Below are 17,175 nucleotides of genomic sequence, written 5' to 3'. Positions count from 1 at the left end.
CAGCAAACGGTTTTTTTCTAAATGAAAAAGCCCGATCAAATGATCGGGCTTTCTATGGGCGTACAGTGTGGTTTACTTATAAACCACAGGTGCGAAGATCTTCGCCGAGGTATTCACGTTCATTCTCACCGAGAATACCAAGAGACAGAGCAATGAGAGTCCATAAATGAACTACATGGTAGCCTGCACCAAAGTGTTCGGAAAGATCGTGAATCTGTGAGTGACAGTTATGACAAGGTGCAATGACATAAGGTGCACCAGTCTTAACAATCTGCTCATTTTTGATTTTACCGTAATGACGACGCGCTTCTGGATAACCTGCCTGAAGAGACCCACCACCACCGCCACAGCAGTAGTTGTTGGATTTATTCGGCCATGTATCAATAAAGTTCTCTTCGCCGACAACTTTTTTGATCACGTAGCGCAAATCATCCGCTGCAATATCGCCGTAGCCCTTACGGACTAACTGACATGGATCCTGCACGGTAAATTTAACGTTATTAACGTTCCAATCTGAATTAACCTTCAGAACACCTTCTCGTACCCAGCGGGCATAAAGACGGATAATGGATTCGATTTCAAATTTAGGCTTAATATTGAATTTTTGCAGTCCGGACCGGAGTGCGTAAAGTTCGTGGCCTCACTCGGTGTTAAGCCAATACTTGGCGCCGAGGTCCTCCACAGCCTTAACTTTGGTTCGAACAATTTTTTCCCAGGACTCGTCGTCCGCTGCGAACATACAGTAGTTCTCAGCAGCCCAGCCGTTAGAGCCGTAAGTCCAGTCATCACCGGTGCCGATGTTCATGATTTTCCAAAGAGGAACCATTTCATCCGGCTCAGTTACCGGTTCGCGGGAGTTCTGGTTGAGGTAGTACTTTTTACCGAGTTCATCAAAAGGTACTTTCAGATCATCCATACCTTCTTGATCGGTTTGTACTTCTTCAAGAACGTCTTCCACTACAAACTTAAAGTCTTCAGAGGAAGCACCCATTGCGCTGTGGCCGGGGTTACGCATGGCCATGTCGCAAGAGTTGATAATACCTTTCGGACGGTCTTCGCGCGGCCAGGCCTGACGTGCCTGGTACACGAGCTGCGGGATGTTTATCTGCATTGGGCAGACATACGTACACCGCTGACACATCGTACACATCCATACCCAAGGGGTAGAGGTGATTTCTTCATCCATTCCCAGTGCGGCAAGACGCAAGAATTTGCGAGGGTCCATATCCTCAAGTCCAGTTGCGGGACAGCCTGCAGAACAAGCACCACAAGTAAGACACATGTTGAGGTTACCACCTTCCGGCAGTAGATGGGCTACACTTTCTATGAAAGAACCACCGCACTCCTTCTCAGGATGCTGCTTTGAATCTGACATATACATTTACTCCTTAACCGCTTCGCGCTGCTCATTGTGTTGCGTTTTTTTTTAAACAAAGCGGCTTGCGCTCTATTATAATGGGTTAGCTTTGGTTACAAGATAAAGAACGCAAATTGCTCAACAAATAACTATTTTTTATTCAGCAACAACGTAGCCTTAAGCCTTGAACCTAATTATAATAGTCCTGCCCACATTTTTTACAGCATTTAAAACCTAGTCAACATCATATAAAAGAGTACAGCTGTAGAAAGGACTATAAAACCTGCTAAACCCCAGTGGTTACACGCATTATAATGAGCGCACCAGCTTTTATGCTTTAAATCGCATGGCGGTTCCCAACCCTATTAGCAGCATTTTTGCGTTCCGTCATACTGATTATCGATGAAACCGGTTAACTTTACATTTAATTGACATCGCCGTTGTTTTACTGATATTTTGAAACTCAAATAAATTGGTCAGACAACCAACAGTACCCGAATAAAGCTATAACAAATAAGCTGTTATTTTCTGGTACATTCTAACATCTTCTACAACAACATACTTGACCACTCGCCAAGTATGTTCTACCTCATAATTTCGCCCGCCATGTCGGGCGCTTTTTCTTGTGTAGAAGAAACGGCCTCCTGTTCGCCGGAAAAATGCAGGAAAGAATTTTTTAAGGGAAAAATGATGAGTAGTATTCCTATTTCTATTGAAGGCTTTGAAAAAGTAAAGCTAGAGCTCGAGGCTCTCAAAAAAGAGCGTCCAGCAATCATTCAGGCTATTAAAGAAGCCCGAGAAGAAGGTGACCTGAGTGAAAACGCAGGCTACGATGCAGCACGTGAGCGTCAGGGTATGCTCGAAGCTCGCATCTCCTACATCGAATCTCAGATGTCTCGCTACAACGTTATCGATCTTAGAACCCTTGGCGGCGACAAAGTAACCTTTGGCGCAACCGTGGAAATTGAAGATCTCGATACTGGTGAAGTGAAAAAATACACCCTGCTCGGACCAGATGAAGCTGAGTACGAAAATGGCAGCATTTCTGCCCTTTCCCCTGTCGGCAGAGCTATGCTCGGCAAGGAAGAAGGCGACGAATTTGTTGTTAACGCACCTAAAGGTCGCATTTCTTACGAAGTAGTCTCCATCGAATTTACCTACAAATAGCAGGACACCCCATACGGGTGGTTCCTGCTTTCTCGAGCAAGAAAAAAGCCATGCCTCATCACACATTAGCGTGATGGGGCATGGCTTTTTATGTAACAACAATAATTTCAGTTAAACAGCACGGCTCAGTTTTTTATCCAAAATCCCAAGTACAGTTACGGCTTCACCAAAATCAGGATTCACTTCCACTGCTTTGGCTAACATAACACGTGCTTTTTTAAACTCTTTAATCTCAATCAGCACCCGCCCCATATTGTAGAGCAAGTGTTCATCAAGTGCAGATAGTTTTTGAGCTCTGCTATAAAATTGTAGCGCCTGCTCATACATTTTATTTTTTCGAAGTTTAATGCCGAACTCGTTAAACATATGCTTATGCTCTTCTGCAAAAGCTGCTTCGATTCCCACTAACTTCGTAAAAACTCCCTGCGCTTTATCTATCTCATTCCTATCTAAAAACGTCAGACCAAGACCAAATGTCGCACGAACATTGTCTTCGTCCATGTCCAGAACCTGAAGAAACTCAACTTCAGCTCCGTACGGCTGTCCGTTCACGCGCAAACGCTCACCTCTGGCAATGCCTTGAGCAACCTTACGCATAGCTGGATAAATATCTTCTTGGTACACTCCTGGTTCGGGGGAGTACTCTTCCATAAGATTCTCAAACGAAACTTTATCGTACTTCTCAAACGGAATATGATTCTTGTTTAGCTTCCATAAGATAATATCTCCATTACCTTCCTGTTCTGCATATAACATTACTACAATTTTGTTTGTCCGCTTAGTAGCACCAAAGCCAACCCGTACCAATTTTTCAACAGAAAAAGCCCCACGAATAGGTTGTTTCTGATGGCTGCCATTCATACGCATACCTCTAGATAATCAAAAAAACTCATTACAACCTGTTAATACAGAATAAATAACTCATACAGTGTTGTTATAACGCTACATAATCACGCTAACGGCCATCTGTCATCCTTTTATGGTACAATTTTCCGAATTGAAGCATCACGGAGGAGTTATGTCCCGTTACCTGTGTATTCACGGCCACTTTTACCAACCACCCCGGGAAGACCCGTGGTTGGGTGAAATTATGCCCGAGGGCAGTGCCGCACCAATGCTCAACTGGAATGAACGTATCACACGTGAAAGTTACACCCCACTTGCCTTTGCAAAACGTCTTAATGGCGAAGGTAATATTATTGAACTGGTAAACTGCTATGAATGGATAAGCTTTAACGTAGGCCCGACACTTATGCGGTGGATGGAGAAAGCGTTCCCGGCTATCTATAGTCGAATCATCGAAGCAGACAAAGCCAGTGTTCATAGATTCGGACACGGCAACGCAATTGCACAGGTGTACCACCACACCATTCTCCCGCTGGCAAAACAACGGGATAAGGATCTTGAAGTTCAATGGGCGATTCAAGACTTTGAAAAACGCTTTGAACGAAGACCTGAAGGAATGTGGCTTGCCGAATGTGCTGTGGATACAGACACATTGGAAACTCTTGCAGCACAGGACATACGATTTACCATCCTTTCACCGCATCAGGCAAAAGCAATAGAAAACAACGGCGATTGGTACACCATTGAAAATGGGGCGTTTGATACGTCAGTGCCGTACCGTATAGATCTTCCTAGCGGACGTTCTATCTCTGTGTTCTTTTATGATGCAGAGATCTCGCAGGCAGTGGCCTTTGAACGTCTCTTAGCCGATGGCGATAAGTTCTGGAACAAAATTAAATCATTCTCCAACAACGGAATTCTCACCGTCAGTACAGATGGAGAAACATACGGTCACCACTTTAAATTTGGTGAGATGGCACTTGCACATGTTCTGGATAACGCCCGTAATGCCCGGGATGACATTGAGCTCACCAACCTTGCGGCGTTTCTTGCCAGCAATCCACCGCAGCAACAGGTGCGTCTGTTTGAACCATCTGCATGGAGCTGTGCTCATGGTGTAGAACGCTGGCGGAGTAACTGCGGTTGCACAGACGGCGGACACCCTGACTGGAATCAAGAGTGGCGCAAACCATTACGCGACGCCATGAACTTTATGAAAGACTGCGTTGATAACTACTTCGATTTAAAAGCGCATGAATATTACATGGCACCGGAAGAGGCACTATGCGCCTACGGAACTGTTATCTCCGGTCAAAAGCATCGTGATGATTTCATATCCGAATATGTCATTAAGGGGCTTACTGAACAGCAACAGCATGAGGCGACGCTTCTGCTGTTTATGCAGGAACAAGCACTTTCCGGCTTTGCAAGTTGCGCATGGTTCTTTGATGAAATAACCCGCATCGAAGGAAAAAATGCATTGTCATTTGCCTTACATGCATTGGATATTCTAGCAGAATTTGAAGGGCACACTCGACTTGATGATTTTGCAGAAATTCTGGCAGATGCCATCTCCAACAAAGAAGGACACGAGACCGGCAAAGAATTACTGTTCGGTCGTATTCTTCCGCGCAGGGAATCTGAAGCGTCCATACTGCTTCAAGCTCTGCTTCTGCTTAATAATGATAACGAGTTTCCGCAAACAGAGAAAACCTACATAGTCACGTGGAACAATATTAATATCAAAGTTACACCTGATAAAATTGAAGGTAACCATTATTCCGGCAACGCCGTCATCTACTGGAAAGACTCAACGATAGGTACTCACCTGACATGGCAATACGCTAAACTTCCCTCAGGATTTATGAACAGCTCCACCGTAACTGCCACCATCGAGGGTAAGGGCGGACAAAGCTGTATTTACACTGCCCTTCCTCGAAATAAGCGGCAAGCAATCGCCGCCCACTTTGTTCAACATGTTCTTGACCAGCTTGTAGAAACATACACCCCGCTGGGGCTCGATGCCACAGTACTTTTTGAGCCATGGACAGAAAGCCAGTATGATCAGCCAGCCGGTCACCTGTGGAATATTGTATGCCCGGCACTCATCGAAGGGTACATCTTCTCAGAACATTGTGAAGTACAACTTAAAACGGAACAAATGGGATGCTTGCGTAAATACATTCATGAATGGATTACCCGCAAACAATTCGATCCGACGATCACCATGGATAAAGTTGAAACGAAGCTTATTGAAATGCTATCCCAAGATGATCCAACATATTTTAAAGCTACAGGCATCCTTGAACGGGCAAAAGAGCTTTTCCCCAATGCCCCTACAGATCGCCTACTCTACTTCCTGTGGCTAGAGAAACAGCATGACCCGCATATCCGCGATATTGCAAGCCTTGTAAACCTATCGCTTTCATAGCCGTTACAACCATATTAGAAACAAAAGGATGGAGACAATTGTCTCCATCCTTTTGTTTTTACAGATAAAAGATCGATGGCACATAGTTATAACATTGCGTCACAGACTTGTACAACATGCGACACGCTTCCGTAACACAGGTTAATTAGTTTCCTTCCAACGCAACGAAAACATCTACGCGTTTAATTTTGCGCTTTTAATCTACTGCTTTTAATTTTGGAGGAATCACTATGCGTTCTTGGTACTATATTCTTTCTGCTTTTTTAGTAATCAGTTTTGCTGCACCTGCTATGGCTTCTAACGCCGTTACAGTAAAAGGTTCCACAACTGTTTTACCTATCATGCAACGAGCTGTTGAAGCTTTTATCGCTGAAACCGGCACTCCTGTCGCTGTTTCCGGTGGCGGTTCTTCAAACGGCATTAAGGCGCTTCTCGATGGCACCACCGATATCGCCATGGCATCCCGTAAAATGAAAGGCAAAGAAATCAAGCTTGCCAACTCTAAAGACCTCAAACCAGTTGAACACATTATCGCTCTTGATGCGGTTATCCCGATTGTTCACCCTTCCAACTCAATCAGCAACCTTACCTCTGCCCAGCTTAAAGCTATCTACGAAGGCAAGGTTACTAACTGGAAAGAAGTTGGCGGCGCAGACGGCAAGATCATCGTTATCTCCCGTGATACATCTTCCGGCACATACGAAACCTGGCACAAGATCATCATGAAGAAAGCACGCGTATTCCCGGGTGCATTGCTTCAGGCTTCTTCCGGTGCAGTAATGCAGGCTGTTTCTAAAAACAAAAACGCCATCGCATACGACGGCATCGGCTACATCAACAGTACAGTAAAACCACTTTCTGTAGATGGTGTTACAGGCAGCGCAACCACTGCTAAAGACAAATCGTACCCAGTGGCTCGTACCTTACAAATTTACACTTCTGCTGCACCTGCACCTGCAGCAAACCAGCTCGTTGAATTTATCCTTTCTCCGAAAGGTCAAGATATCGTCGAGCAGGCTGGCTTCATCCGCCGTTAGGAAAGCCACCAAGCCTATCTGCCTGCCTTTCCATCCCATCGGGAAAGGCAGGCTTCATGCATCTGCACTATTGGGGACATACTATGCGGATTTCAAGACAACATAAGGAAATGGCAATCCACGGCAGCTTCTTTGCCATTGCCTCTACGAGTATTCTCGTTCTCACCCTCATAATGGTGTTTCTCATTAAGGAGGGGCTGCCCATTTTTAACCAGATATCTGTTCCGGATTTTTTATTCGGTCAATTCTGGTACCCCACAGACGATCCTGCGGACTTCGGCATTTTGCCAATGATCGCGGGGTCACTCGCTGTAACAGCATTTTCTTCATGCATTGCCATTCCTTTAGGACTGATGACGGCGATCTATCTTGCAGAAATAGCCACCCCGCGCATGCGCAGTATCATCAAACCCCTTGTGGAAATGCTGCAAGCGCTTCCGTCTGTTGTTATCGGATTTTTCGGTATGGTTGTGGTTGCTCCCCTGCTTCAGGAATGGTTCGGCATTGCAACAGGGCTCAACCTGTTCAACGCATCTGTCATGCTGGCATTCATGGCAGTACCAACAATCACATCCATTGCAGAAGATGCCATATTTAGTGTTCCTGAAGAACTAAGAGCTGCTTCCCTCGCGCTTGGCGCCACAAAATGGCAAACTATTTCGGGTGTAGTCATTCCTGCATCCCTCCCGGGAATCAGTACTGCTGTTATTCTCGGAATGGCACGTTCCATCGGCGAAACCATGGTTGTTCTGATGGTCGCGGGTGGTGCTGCAATGGCGCCTTCATCCATTTTTGATCCAGTACGCCCAATGCCAGCATCTATTGCAGCAGAAATGGCAGAAGCTCCATTCCAGAGCGAGCATTACTATGCACTCTTTGCAACTGGCATGGTTCTGTTTTTGTTCACACTGATGTTTAATATTCTTGCAGCTTATATTGCAGAAAAGAAAAAACAAGTAGGTACGGCTACGCTGTAGCAACGAGGAGAAGAGTATGTCTCAATTAGCAGACGCTACAGGAACATCCATGACACAGCTTACTCCGAATTTTTCCGGAACACGCTCGATGCGCCAATTCATTCAAAAATGTATGTTCACTTTATTCAAGATGAGTGTAGCCATTAACGCACTTGCGTTAGCAATCATCTGTGGTTTTGTACTATATTACGGTGCGCCAGCCATCTCATTAGAGTTCTTGCTCGAGAGCCCGCGTAACGCCATGACAGAAGGTGGCATTTTCCCTTGTATTCTTGGGACAATAGCTTTGTCATACGGTGCAATGCTTATCGCTTTGCCGTGGGGTGTGGCCACTGCCATTTATCTTCATGAATATGCAAAACCGGGCAAAACAGTTCACCTTATCAGGCTGGCAATTAACAATCTCGCAGGTGTTCCCTCTGTTGTGTTCGGGTTATTCGGCCTGTCTCTCTTTGTTACAGTTCTTGGGATGGGAGTTTCACTCCTCGCGGGAATGCTTACACTTGCAGCACTTGTTCTTCCTCTTATCATCGGAGCCTCAGAAGAAGCATTACGAAGTGTATCCCCAACATTCCGTGAAGCCTCTTTAGGACTTGGTGCAACAAAGTGGCAGACAATCTACCGCATTGTACTCCCAGTCGCCGCACCGGGTATTTTAACTGGCGCAATCCTCTCTGTCGGACGCGCAGCCGGTGAAACTGCCGCAATTATGTTCACCGCCGCAATGTTCTTCTCCCCACTGCTGCCACAGTCTATTTTCGACAGTGTCATGGCATTGCCATACCACATTTATGTTCTCGCTACTGCCGGTACAGATATTGAGATGACAAGACCTTTGCAGTACGGCACATCCCTTGTGCTTATTGCACTGGTATTGAGCATGAACTTTCTTGCAATTATGCTTCGCGCACGGATGCAGAAAAAACTTTCATAGCTAAATTAGTCCCCAAGCTAGAGCCTTAATATAAAATGAGCCCGCAGAGTCACAACTCTACGGGCTCATTGCTTATCCAACTATTTCAACAAGACTAAACTGTTAGTACTTGCTTAATGGGTGTTATTCGTTGCTAGCTACCCGCATTCTGTGTATTTTATGAAAAAACATGCAAGGGGCGCATATGGCCAACGAAAAATATCTTCTGAACGATGTAGATTTTCTTGAAATCCGCAACAGAAATGAAACGCGCGTAATCAAGATTATGAAACAAGTTATGGAGACCCCTCCATACTACAAACCATCTGAAAAAGACCTGTTCGACATCTATGCATTATCGCTCAATTCTCTCCCTGCACGCTATGCACAACAGGGGACAATTGTTTTGCGCGACCCAGTCCGAGACAAAGAAATTGAAGACTCTGTACGTAAAGCATTCGCCATTGTTGTGGAAAACCCTAAACAATAATCTAGGACTATTATGATCTCCGTTGATACCCACATACACACGTTGTACTCCCACGGCAAAGCCACACCTGAAGAAATGTACGAGGCTGCCGTAAAAAAAGGGATTCGTGTATTCGGCTTCTCTGAACATTCTGCACGACCGCTCGCTATGAGCTACCCACGAGAATACAGAGAGCATTTAGCAGCACATTGGGACACCTACATTGAAAAAGTGACAGCTCTGAAAGACAATAATGACGGAGTTACTGTTCTGCTGGGTATTGAGATGGATTGGATGGAAGGGAACGAAGAGTTCATTAAATCTGAACTTGCGAAGCATAACTTCGACTATGTTCTCTGCGGCATCCACTTTCTGGAAAACTGGGGATTTGATTACGCGAAAGCTGACTGGGAATCACTGCACCAAAATGAGCTGGTCGCAATTTATGAGAAATACTACGACACCATGACCACCATGGCTGAAACAGGTATTTTTGACACCATTGCTCATCCGGACATCATTAAAATTTTTTCCTGCGATCAGTTCTCTACATGGATCGCTACAGAAAAAGCACAGGCATTAGTACGCAAAGCACTTACTGCGGTTCGTGATGCAGGAATGTCCATGGAAATTTCTTCTGCCGGTATTCGTAAACTGTGTCAGGAAATTTACCCATGCGAAAACATCATGAGTATCGCAAGCAGTCTTGAATTGCCGATTACATTTGGTTCCGACGCACACTCAACCATGTCTGTTGCATTCAACTTCGACAAACTCGAAGAGCACGCACGCAAATTCGGGTACACCGAGAGTGTCTATTTTAAAAATCGAAAAATGCATTCACGTCCGTTTTAGCTGACACGTATGCTGAATAAACATTCCAGATTCCACAGCCTCATACAGATTGCAGGAGTCCACGACGTGCAGGAAACACACATGCTTGCTGATTGTGGCGTGCACTGTGTGGGGCTGCCTTTACGCTTACCGGTTAATAAAGAAGACATTACGGAGGATGAAGCTCGCGCTATCATCCAAACAACTCGTGCAGACATTCTTCCCGTATGCATTACATATCTGGCTCAAGCAAAAGACATTGCCCAATTCTGCAAAGAACTAGACGTTACCCATGTGCAGCTCCACGGTCACATTGATCTGAAGGAGTTGCAAAAGTTAGCAACCATCGCGCCAAATCTTTACGTCATCAAATCACTGGTGGTAAAGGCAGATGGAAGCAACAAAGAAGCCCTGTTACAAGCTGTTGCCGAGACTGCCCCGTATGTTGATGCGTATATTACTGACACGCACAATCCAAAAACCGGAGCAGACGGTGCAACTGGCTTAACGCACGACTGGAATATTTCTGCCCTGCTCGTTCAGCAGTCACCGCACCCTGTTATTCTGGCAGGCGGCTTAACTGCTGAAAATGTTGCGGACGCCATCCGCTTTGTAAAACCGGCAGGTGTTGATGCTCATACGGGCGTAGAAGACTCTACAGGTAGGAAAAGCCAAGCTCTCGTATGCAAATTCGCTGAAGAATCAGCTAAAGCGTTCGCAGAAATCACGGTCTAACCGCTTCTCCCCCAAGGAATTACAGCGCTTCTGCCGGTTCTATCTTCTTGTGAATCTCATTGATTTACAGTATGTATCCTGCGTGGGCTAAGAAATTTCAAGAGCTGGCAGGCTCAACAGACAAGGAGTGACAGAATGGACTTTATTTTCTTTTTTCTCGGAATGGTAGCAGTATTTGGTGCATTATACTTCATCAAAAAAACTAGCTAGTAACCGCAACCACGTACCGTATGGGTACTGGTTGACCGGAATACCGGTCTATTTTAGGACATGAACTCATGCAGTTTATGTCCTTTTTTGTGGCCTGCATCACAGCAAGCACGCAGAAGTTCGCATAGTGTGAGAAAATATTTTGCTAGTGATCCACCTAACTCTGCTAATAGCATTTCACATAACAGGTTAAAAAATAACTTTTCCAATCACATAGCATTAATACTAAGTGTTGTAGTCGCTACTACACGCCTTCAAAATTTACTGGGAAAATCTTTTATTACGGCGAGTACGGGTCTCAATAGCCCAACCAACTAATTTATCCCGACGTAAAAAGATCAAACCTAATCGGGGTCAAGGGGACAGTGTCCCTTGTGGATGCAAGGCAAAGCCTGCCCGCCGGAGGCATCACCACAGGCTCCAAAGCCCTCCATATAAAAAACATCTGTCAGCTAACCGACAGATGACTAAAGCATTACAGATGTACTCTTTCCCCAGAATTACTGTTTTTTTCACCAAAAGTAGACGAGGTTGTAGACGATGTCTCAAAAAATTGTAACGCCCCATATCCTACGGCGCGTTATTCAGTATCTTTTTCTCTTTTTCTGTCTCTTTATTGGCTACCGCCTCTTTCAGCATTTCATATGGGCAACAGGACAATCATCTGCATTCGTCCCAAAGCCGCCTTCTGTTGAAGCATTCCTTCCTATCAGCGCACTCATGGCAGCAAAACAGTTTATTCTCACCAATAAGTGGGACATGGTTCACCCTGCCGGATTAACGCTTTTCTTTGCCTTCATCTGGATGGCGCTTCTTTTTCGGAAAAGTTTCTGCGGATACATTTGTCCTGTAGGTCTCATTTCCAACCTTACAGAACAGCTCGGTCGCAAACTAAAATTTCAAAAAGAATTGCCCGTTAAAGCAGCTCGCATTCTATCTATCCCCAAATACATTATACTCGGCGGATTTGTTTATTTCATTGTCATCAACATGAGTACCCGCCAGATCAGCAGCTTTCTGACCCTTCCGTACAACTATGTTGCTGACTCCAAAATGCTGGCATTTTTCCTAGCCCCGTCTGCAACAACTTTGATTGTCATTGCAGTTCTCGCCATCATCTCTCTTTTTATCCGCAACTTCTGGTGCCGATTTCTATGCCCATACGGCGCTTTGCTTGGGATTTGTTCAACATTCAGCCCGACAGCAATCACACGAGAAGCAGGCACCTGTATATCCTGCGGTAAATGTAGAAAAATATGTCCGGCCGCTATCCATGTTGATGAACGCAAGGCAGTGCATTCTCCAGAATGTGTTGGCTGTGCAGAGTGCGTAGGCGTATGTCCAGTCAACGATTGTCTCACGGTTCGCACATTCAACAAAAAGGTTCCCTTCGCAACTATTGCCGGCGGATGTCTTGCCATTCTGTTAATATTCTATGGAATCGCCGTACTCACAGGTCACTGGTACTCAGATGCCACGCCGGAGCTTATCCGCAAATTCCATATGATGATATTCAACAAATAACACCCCCTCTTATTATATTAAGAGAAGAAACAATTTAAGTATGTTAGGCAACCTTTTCCATTCGAAAGGTTGCCTTTCTTCTGGCACGTCTTATACATTCCAGATAAAGAAATTTATTCATATTCATTCAGGCCATTGATCATTTTCGTAAGGAGACTCGAGAACAATGACAAGCAACTTAAAAACAATGATGTTACTTGCCCTACTCTCCGGTATTATTATCGTTTTGGGCGGTGCACTTGGCGGTAAAGGCGGAATCATAATCGCTTTTGCTCTGGCACTTTTCATGAACGTTGGTAGCTACTGGTATTCAGATAAAATTGTTCTTCGTATGTACGGCGCACAAGAAGTAGGCCCGCACGACGCGCCTATGCTTCATCAGATCGTAGACGAACTCGCACATAAAGCTGGTATCCCTAAGCCGCGTATCTGTGTAATCCCCGAACAGGCACCAAACGCATTTGCCACAGGTCGTGACCCTGAACACGGTGTTGTAGCCGTTACTCAAGGCATCATGCAGCTTCTTTCTACTGAAGAGCTCAAAGGTGTTCTGGCACACGAGATTGGACACATTACCAACCGCGATATCCTGATCCAGTCCATTGCTGGTGTAATGGCAACCGCCATCGTCAGCATCGCTAACTTCATGCAGTTTGCCGCAATCTTCGGATTTGCAAGTGGTGACGATGAAGAAGGTTCAAATCCGTTTGCAGCGCTGCTGCTTGCGTTTGTGGCACCAGTCGCAGCTAGCCTCATCCAGTTTGCAATCTCCCGCTCTCGCGAATATCTCGCAGATGACACAGGAGCACGTCTTGCTGGTAACCCGCTCTATCTTGCATCCGCACTGGAAAAACTTAATGCCTATTCGCAGCGCGTACCGATGCAACATGGCAATCAGGCAACCGCTCACATGTTTATTGTTAATCCTTTTGCAGGCGCAAACATGGCTAAACTCTTTAGCACACACCCGCCAATTGAAGAACGCGTAAGCAGACTTCGCCAAATGGCACACAGGTAATCACAAGCCCCGCATTGCGGGGCTTTTTTTTATGCTGCTAAGTTGTGATAATGGCCAACATGTTTGTCTTCGACGACTCTCCGAGGGGCAAGGGCTCTGCCCTGCACCCGCGAGAGGGACGCCCTCTCGACTGCGTTTTTTGCGAAACGACTTATTTAGAAATATTAGTTAGATATTAACCCGCTCTTGCTTAACTATACGATGTGAGGAACGAGAATCAGGAGATGCTTGCTAAGAGTTTCGCAAGGGGCTACAACCCCACTTTGATTTACGACTAATAAAAGAGACGATAGAGAGCATTTATGATTGAACTTGGCGAATTGATTTCTTCTGTAGGCGGTTGGAGCAACATTTATGTTGTAAAAGATGCACCTAACATGTGCGTTAAAGTGCTTGCACCACACCGCAAATATCAAGGTGAAAAACCTGATCCTAATCTGGTAGCGAAAAAGAAATACGGCATCGATAACATGCTTGAATTTGAGTACGCTAACTATCAGAAGATTATTAATTGCGTGCCTGACGCACTCAAAAAACACTTTGTGCGCATGGAAGGTATGCAAATGACCTCCATCGGTGTTCGCGGTTTAGTCATGGAGCGCGTCATAACTGCCGACGGTTCCACTGCGCCAAGTCTTGATCACTACAAGAGCACTCCACTTCCTGATGCTTTCTTCTGCAAATTGGAGCAACTTAGACGTGATGTGTTTTTTAAACATTCCCTTGATCACTTCGGCGTTGCACGCAGAAATGTGCTCGTGAAAGATGACCATACTCCGGTGCTTATCGATTTTCAGAAAAACCGTCGTATCTACCGTAGTCAGATTAATCTTTATATTCCGTACTTCACACGCTTAAAAGTGACCCGTAACTTTCAGCGCCTCTACAGAGAAGCACAAGTTCAAGATTGGACAACCGTTTCTAAACTCAACTGTATTGAATAGCTCACTCGCCGTTCTCTAACGGATGAAAGTTTGCTGATAACAAAAACACAACAATAAACCACCCAACGCGATTAACGTTCCGTCCATATACAAAAACAAGAGCTCAGAACTTACCAATAGTTCTGAGCTCTTGTTGTATGGAAACTTAATAGTTAGGATTCATCAACCTAACACATCGACCTATATGAACATTGTTTATTGCGAAAGCTGCTTACGTATAACTAAACGATACAAACTCGCGGTCGAGGGGGCGTCCCCCTCGTGGGTGGAGGGCAAAGCCCCCTCGCCGAAGGCAACAAAGCGCTTCGCGCCTGCTTCACTTCAAGCCATCTATAATAATCTAGACAATTGCAGACAATGCCGTTTCTACATACACTACTTGCATGAAAGACATTCATCACGAACTTATCGACTTTATTGAATCCGGCAGCCCCTTTCACCGATTCCTTAACATCCAAGTAATTGATGCTAAGCCCGGTTTCATAAAGCTACGCCTTCCGTACAAGGAACAGTTTGGCGGGAACATGGAGCGCGGAATCTTACATGGAGGTATATCTTCTATGTTTGTTGATATTGTTGCAGCATCTACTTTGTGGACACACCTCGGCCCAGAAGATAAGACCGCAACTATTGACCTGCGTGTGGACTATCAACGCCCTGCAATGCTGGAAGATTTGATAGGAGAAGGCGAAGTGCGGATGCTTGGAAACTCTATTGCGAATGTCCATGTGCGACTCTACAGTGCTTCAACTCCAGACACTGTTCAGGCAGAAGGGCGCGCTGTTTTTCATATAAAACGCAAGAAATAGCGAACTACTTACACACAATTAGCTGCGATATATATGCACACACAAAAACGCTGTTCAGATTAACTGAACAGCGTTTTTAACTGTTTCTAAGCAGAGAGGCGTGAGTACTGCTCAGAGACAGGGTCTACTATCTCAAGCGAAAACTTATAGAACGCCCCTTCCCCCGAACGGTACGTTTTTAACAGAACGAATCTGTCTATAAGATTTCACGGCACACAAAAGTGCGCCTAATTTTTTTCTAGTCGGCCTGCTTACGAATAAAAGACGGAATTTCGAAATCTTCTTCAAAAACGAAAGTGTCTTTTCCTGGTTCGTGAGCGTGACGTACTTTATGGGCGCGCTGTGCTGCTTGAGCACTGCGGCGAATGTACGTTGGCACGTTAGTGTCATCAGCTTTAAAGTCGTAACCCTCACGTGCTGGCTCTGGATGGGTAATATCCATCTTTGGCTCTACACGAGGAGTAACTACTGGCTGTGGCTCTCTAACAGGCTGCGGTGCAGCCTGAGTTGGCTGAGCATGCTGAACTGGCTGTACGGGCGCTACATGAGCTGGATGAACCGGCTGTACTGGAGCGGTCTGTACTGGCTGAGTCTGTACTGGTGGTACTGGCTGAGCTTGCTGAACATGCTGTACAGGCTGAACTGGCTGTGGCTGCGGAGTAGGCTGAGCAGACGGAGCAGTATATACCTGCTGTGTCTGAGGAGCCTGCACTGGAGCTGCCTGAACAGGCTGAGCCTGTGGAGCCTGATATGACTGTGACTGAGGAGCTTGGTATGCCTGTGTCTGCGGAGCAGGGGCAGCTTCAGCACGTGGTGCACTTGCACGGGCGGATGATAGAGACGTTACGCTGCGCGCACCATTGCTGTTAATCGCAACGCCTGATCCGTTTCCCTGTGTTCCAGTGTCCATAGTATCAATGCCGGTAGCAATAACTGTAATACGCATTTCATCGCCAACAGTATCGTCGAATACAGTACCAAAGAAGATACGTGCATCGTCGTGTGCTGCTTCCTGAATTGCGCCAGCTGCTTCACTAACTTCATCAATAGTAAGATCTGGACCACAAGTAATGTTCATCAGAACACCACGAGCTCCGTCAATAGATACATCTTCAAGCAGTGGACTGGTGATTGCCTTCATCGCGGCTTCGCGAGCACGGCCTTCACCAATAGAACTGCCGGAACCCATCATAGCAAGACCGGATTCGCCCATGACTGCTTTTACGTCAGCAAAGTCAAGGTTGATAAGACCCGGAACCATAATGAGGTCGGAAATACCTTTAACTGCGAAGTATAAAACTTCATCAGCTTTTTTTAAGCATTTCTACGAAGGTTGCTTTTTTGGAAGCCAAAGAAAGCAGACGATCGTTAGGGATGGTGATGAGAGAATCTACGTGCTCACGGAATGCCTCTATACCGGCATCCGCAGCTTCCTGACGCTTTTTGCCTTCAAAGAAGAAAGGCTTGGTTACTACACCAACAGTCAAAGCGCCCATCTCTTTTGCTACCTGAGCAATAACTGGTGCTGCACCAGTACCGGTGCCACCACCCATGCCTGCGGTAACAAAAACCATATCCGCTTCGCCAATGGCGTTACGAATTTGATCAATAGATTCCTGTGCAGCTTCACGGCCAACTGCAGGATTCGCGCCTGCACCTAAACCTTTTGTGAGCTTATCACCAAGTTGAATTTTAACTTCTGCCTGAGAATTGTTAAGCGCCTGTACATCAGTGTTTGCAGTAATAAACGTAACACCCTTTAGTACGGAGCTTATCATGTTGTTGACGGCATTGCCTCCGCCGCCACCAACCCCGACAACCTTAATCTTCGCTTGGCTGTCGTTTTCAATTTCATGAAATTCCATACGCCTCTCCTTTTGCCAATACCTAGGTTACTTGTAGAC

At 45.7% G+C, this 17,175-nt stretch carries 14 protein-coding genes and 1 pseudogene; 12 read left to right on the top strand and 3 right to left on the bottom strand.

Going from position 1 to position 17,175, the window contains the following annotated elements; genetic code table 11:
• Positions 1-76: 76 nt before the first annotated feature.
• Complete coding sequence (locus MKHDV_RS15595) at positions 77-1,375, bottom strand: (Fe-S)-binding protein (protein ID WP_160716913.1); 1,299 nt, start codon at positions 1,373-1,375, stop codon at positions 77-79.
• A gap of 672 nt (positions 1,376-2,047) precedes the next feature.
• Here MKHDV_RS15595 and greA point away from each other — a divergent pair.
• Positions 2,048-2,524, top strand: coding sequence for a transcription elongation factor GreA (gene greA / locus MKHDV_RS15590; protein ID WP_160716911.1), 477 nt, complete (start codon positions 2,048-2,050; stop codon positions 2,522-2,524).
• Between the two features lie 111 nt (positions 2,525-2,635).
• On the opposite strand, the gene MKHDV_RS15585 is transcribed toward greA, so the two are convergent.
• Positions 2,636-3,385 carry a tetratricopeptide repeat protein gene (locus MKHDV_RS15585; protein WP_160716909.1) on the bottom strand — a complete coding sequence of 250 codons (750 nt, stop codon included), beginning with the start codon at positions 3,383-3,385 and terminating at the stop codon, positions 2,636-2,638.
• 157 nt (positions 3,386-3,542) lie between these two features.
• Between MKHDV_RS15585 and MKHDV_RS15580 the strand changes: the two genes are divergently transcribed.
• The 11 genes from MKHDV_RS15580 to MKHDV_RS15530 all read left to right on the top strand — a co-directional run bounded on the left by MKHDV_RS15580 (position 3,543) and on the right by MKHDV_RS15530 (position 15,271).
• The gene (locus MKHDV_RS15580; RefSeq protein ID WP_160716907.1) at positions 3,543-5,801 is read left to right on the top strand and encodes a DUF3536 domain-containing protein; all 2,259 of its coding nucleotides are present in this window, start codon (positions 3,543-3,545) and stop codon (positions 5,799-5,801) included.
• 230 nt (positions 5,802-6,031) lie between these two features.
• Positions 6,032-6,838, top strand: coding sequence for a phosphate ABC transporter substrate-binding protein (locus MKHDV_RS15575; RefSeq protein ID WP_160716905.1), 807 nt, complete (start codon positions 6,032-6,034; stop codon positions 6,836-6,838).
• 83 nt (positions 6,839-6,921) lie between these two features.
• Positions 6,922-7,815, top strand: a complete 894-nt coding sequence (gene pstC / locus MKHDV_RS15570; protein WP_162859885.1) for a phosphate ABC transporter permease subunit PstC — start codon at positions 6,922-6,924, stop codon at positions 7,813-7,815.
• A 49-nt stretch (positions 7,816-7,864) separates the two neighbouring features.
• A complete protein-coding gene (gene pstA, locus MKHDV_RS15565) occupies positions 7,865-8,749 on the top strand; it encodes a phosphate ABC transporter permease PstA (RefSeq protein ID WP_162859886.1) in 885 nt (294 codons plus the stop codon).
• Positions 8,750-8,933: 184 nt separating this feature from the next.
• Positions 8,934-9,218 carry a late competence development ComFB family protein gene (locus tag MKHDV_RS15560; RefSeq protein ID WP_160716901.1) on the top strand — a complete coding sequence of 95 codons (285 nt, stop codon included), beginning with the start codon at positions 8,934-8,936 and terminating at the stop codon, positions 9,216-9,218.
• A 12-nt stretch (positions 9,219-9,230) separates the two neighbouring features.
• Complete coding sequence (locus tag MKHDV_RS15555) at positions 9,231-10,052, top strand: histidinol-phosphatase (RefSeq protein WP_160716899.1); 822 nt, start codon at positions 9,231-9,233, stop codon at positions 10,050-10,052.
• A gap of 9 nt (positions 10,053-10,061) precedes the next feature.
• Entirely contained in the window at positions 10,062-10,766 is a 705-nt protein-coding gene (locus MKHDV_RS15550; RefSeq protein WP_254060500.1) for a phosphoribosylanthranilate isomerase, read from the top strand.
• A gap of 750 nt (positions 10,767-11,516) precedes the next feature.
• A complete protein-coding gene (locus tag MKHDV_RS15545) occupies positions 11,517-12,500 on the top strand; it encodes a 4Fe-4S binding protein (RefSeq protein WP_160716897.1) in 984 nt (327 codons plus the stop codon).
• A 166-nt stretch (positions 12,501-12,666) separates the two neighbouring features.
• Positions 12,667-13,518 (top strand): zinc metalloprotease HtpX, encoded by an 852-nt coding sequence (htpX, locus tag MKHDV_RS15540; RefSeq protein ID WP_160716895.1) that lies wholly within the window; start codon positions 12,667-12,669, stop codon positions 13,516-13,518.
• A gap of 302 nt (positions 13,519-13,820) precedes the next feature.
• Complete coding sequence (locus tag MKHDV_RS15535) at positions 13,821-14,462, top strand: YrbL family protein (RefSeq protein WP_160716893.1); 642 nt, start codon at positions 13,821-13,823, stop codon at positions 14,460-14,462.
• 383 nt (positions 14,463-14,845) lie between these two features.
• Positions 14,846-15,271 (top strand): PaaI family thioesterase, encoded by a 426-nt coding sequence (locus tag MKHDV_RS15530; RefSeq protein WP_160716891.1) that lies wholly within the window; start codon positions 14,846-14,848, stop codon positions 15,269-15,271.
• A 910-nt stretch (positions 15,272-16,181) separates the two neighbouring features.
• Here the strand turns inward: MKHDV_RS15530 and ftsZ are convergent.
• Positions 16,182-17,136, bottom strand: a pseudogene (gene ftsZ, locus MKHDV_RS19000) (cell division protein FtsZ); the annotation flags it as partial.
• Between the last annotated feature and the right edge of the window lie 39 nt (positions 17,137-17,175).

Source organism: Halodesulfovibrio sp. MK-HDV (assembly GCF_009914765.1).
In the GTDB taxonomy this organism is placed as follows: domain Bacteria; phylum Desulfobacterota; class Desulfovibrionia; order Desulfovibrionales; family Desulfovibrionaceae; genus Halodesulfovibrio.
This window is presented reverse-complemented; position numbering and strand designations above follow the sequence as displayed.

What these genes read in the sequence shown, in the direction of transcription:
- MKHDV_RS15555 (WP_160716899.1), top strand. Translation starts at nt 9,231, where the DNA reads ATGATCTCCGTTGATACCCACATACACACGTTGTACTCCCACGGCAAA.
- MKHDV_RS15575 (WP_160716905.1), top strand. Translation starts at nt 6,032, where the DNA reads ATGCGTTCTTGGTACTATATTCTTTCTGCTTTTTTAGTAATCAGTTTT.
- greA (WP_160716911.1), top strand. Translation starts at nt 2,048, where the DNA reads ATGAGTAGTATTCCTATTTCTATTGAAGGCTTTGAAAAAGTAAAGCTA.
- MKHDV_RS15560 (WP_160716901.1), top strand. Translation starts at nt 8,934, where the DNA reads ATGGCCAACGAAAAATATCTTCTGAACGATGTAGATTTTCTTGAAATC.
- MKHDV_RS15530 (WP_160716891.1), top strand. Translation starts at nt 14,846, where the DNA reads ATGAAAGACATTCATCACGAACTTATCGACTTTATTGAATCCGGCAGC.
- MKHDV_RS15535 (WP_160716893.1), top strand. Translation starts at nt 13,821, where the DNA reads ATGATTGAACTTGGCGAATTGATTTCTTCTGTAGGCGGTTGGAGCAAC.
- MKHDV_RS15580 (WP_160716907.1), top strand. Translation starts at nt 3,543, where the DNA reads ATGTCCCGTTACCTGTGTATTCACGGCCACTTTTACCAACCACCCCGG.
- htpX (WP_160716895.1), top strand. Translation starts at nt 12,667, where the DNA reads ATGACAAGCAACTTAAAAACAATGATGTTACTTGCCCTACTCTCCGGT.
- pstC (WP_162859885.1), top strand. Translation starts at nt 6,922, where the DNA reads ATGCGGATTTCAAGACAACATAAGGAAATGGCAATCCACGGCAGCTTC.
- pstA (WP_162859886.1), top strand. Translation starts at nt 7,865, where the DNA reads ATGACACAGCTTACTCCGAATTTTTCCGGAACACGCTCGATGCGCCAA.
- MKHDV_RS15585 (WP_160716909.1), bottom strand. Translation starts at nt 3,385, where the DNA reads ATGAATGGCAGCCATCAGAAACAACCTATTCGTGGGGCTTTTTCTGTT.
- MKHDV_RS15545 (WP_160716897.1), top strand. Translation starts at nt 11,517, where the DNA reads ATGTCTCAAAAAATTGTAACGCCCCATATCCTACGGCGCGTTATTCAG.
- MKHDV_RS15550 (WP_254060500.1), top strand. Translation starts at nt 10,062, where the DNA reads ATGCTGAATAAACATTCCAGATTCCACAGCCTCATACAGATTGCAGGA.